The sequence below is a fragment of the Streptomyces sp. NPDC001270 genome (assembly GCF_042896695.1).
GTDB lineage: Bacteria > Actinomycetota > Actinomycetes > Streptomycetales > Streptomycetaceae > Streptomyces.
This window is the reverse complement of the sequence record NZ_JBIAXM010000100.1, coordinates 1-1,765: the sequence shown is the minus strand read 5'-3', so window position 1 is coordinate 1,765 and position 1,765 is coordinate 1. Positions and strand designations below refer to the sequence as shown.

The 1,765-nt window shown below is 68.5% G+C and carries 2 protein-coding genes; one reads left to right on the top strand and one right to left on the bottom strand.

The annotated features are described in order from the left end of the window. Window positions 1-73 precede the first annotated feature (73 nt). Window positions 74-976 (bottom strand): TniQ family protein, encoded by a 903-nt coding sequence (locus ACFY2B_RS46135; protein WP_390769044.1) that lies wholly within the window; start codon window positions 974-976, stop codon window positions 74-76. A gap of 226 nt (window positions 977-1,202) precedes the next feature. Between ACFY2B_RS46135 and ACFY2B_RS46130 the strand changes: the two genes are divergently transcribed. Continuing rightward, a partial coding sequence (locus ACFY2B_RS46130; RefSeq protein WP_390769043.1) for a DEAD/DEAH box helicase family protein occupies window positions 1,203-1,765 on the top strand: 563 nt, incomplete at its 3' end.

The window sequence follows — 1,765 nt, the reverse complement described above, 5'->3', positions numbered from 1 at the left end:
CGCCCGTCGAATACGAAGCCAACTACTACACCGAACTCACAAAACCACAGGTCACAACCACAGTCTGAGATCTCTATGGAACACGGGGCGGTTCAGTGCTGTGCCGCTGCAGCCAGTCCATCAGCGCCAGCCGGCCGACCGAGAAGTCGACGCCCCACCCGTCCATCTCGCTCCGCAGCGCCTCCATCCACCGTGTACGGGCCTGTCCGTCCCGTCTGCCCGCGTGTTCGAAAGCAGTCAGATGGGCCGCCATGGCAGCGGCTTCCGGCATCAGCACGAGCGGCGCCGTGGGGACCGCCTCAGCCTCCAGGCCCGCGTCCCAGGCCCGGCGCACCCACCGTGCGGTGCCTGGAAGATGCGTCCACCAGTGCACCGTGATCTGGAAGGCGTCGGCGAACAGCTCCCGGCCCACCTGCCCGTGCCGCTGGCTAAGGGCTTCCCGCTCCCGGTGCGCCTCGGCCGTCTCCGGCAGCAGCTTCAGCGACAGCCCCCGCCCGCCCCCGCTCGCGTCGCTGTCGGTGAACCGCAGATGCTCCAGGCAGACCCGCCAGCGGTCTGCGCTGATCATCCATGTCGTCTCCCGCACCCCGCAGGCGGCAGCGCACGTCCCGCACAGCGGCACCAGGTACCCCTTGCGCGGCAGCCACGGCCACTTCCACACCGCTTGCGTAGTCTCGGTCTTCAGCAGATGCGCGGCCGCCGTGCTCGGCAGGACCTCCTGCAGCGACGACGCGGTGCTCCCGCACAGCACCGCCAGATACTCAAGCCCCCGCTCGTTGACGTACATCTCGGTGCTGGAGGGATAGGCCCGTACCCGCACCGGATCCCGGGACGCCTGCCCGAAGCCCACGCGCTCCAGCAGTTCTTCCAACTCCAGTCCCTGGCCGTGTGCCAGCCGGTTGACGAAACTGCCCGTCGACTCGCCCCGCAACGGCGTTACCCGCACGGGCAGCGGCCTGCGGGGCCCGAACAGCAAAGAAGCTCCGGCTACTTGTCCGTCCACCTCCGCTGCCCCCAACTCTGGCGATGACCGCTGCCGCAGCAGCCCGGCATTTCCCATGCTGCTGGGTACCGGGCAGCGAGAACCTCCCTGCCTGCCGGATATCCCCGAAAGGGTGAACCAGCCGGCGAAAGCAGGACCAGACACCTCCTCGTGTGCGGACCATGAGGTCCCAGGCACACGATGACAAGGGGGGAGCCCGGTGCCCGGGACCGTATCCGAAGACCAACTCGCCACGGCGCTGCGTGGCCATCAGGCCGTCGCTGTCGACAACAGCGTCTCCGCCTTCCTCGATCACCACGCCCGCGTCAGCGTCGTGATGGCCACCGGTACCGGCAAGACCCTCGTCGCACTCCACGTCGCCCACCGCATCGCCCCCCACGGCAACGTGGTGCTCTTCGCCCCCAGCATCCAGCTGCTCTACCAGACCGCGCAGGTCTGGCACCGCGAAGGCCGCCGGGGCCTCTACCTCACCATCTGTCACGAGGACGCCGGCGGCGTGCTGCCCGGCGGAGTCCTGCGCATCGGTTCGGCCGAGGAACTCGCCCACCACGCCGCCGGGGCCGCGGCCTTCGGACCTGTGAACGTCTTCTGCACCTATCAGTCGCAGGAGAAGGTCGAACAGGCCCACCGCGACCACCACCTCGCCCGATGGGACCTCATCATCTGCGACTTTACCAACCGTGGCCTGAGTGTGTGTGACGTTCGCGTGGAGTGGTCCGTGGGTGTGGGGGAGGGGTGTGGACTCGAGGTCGGGAGTGCCGT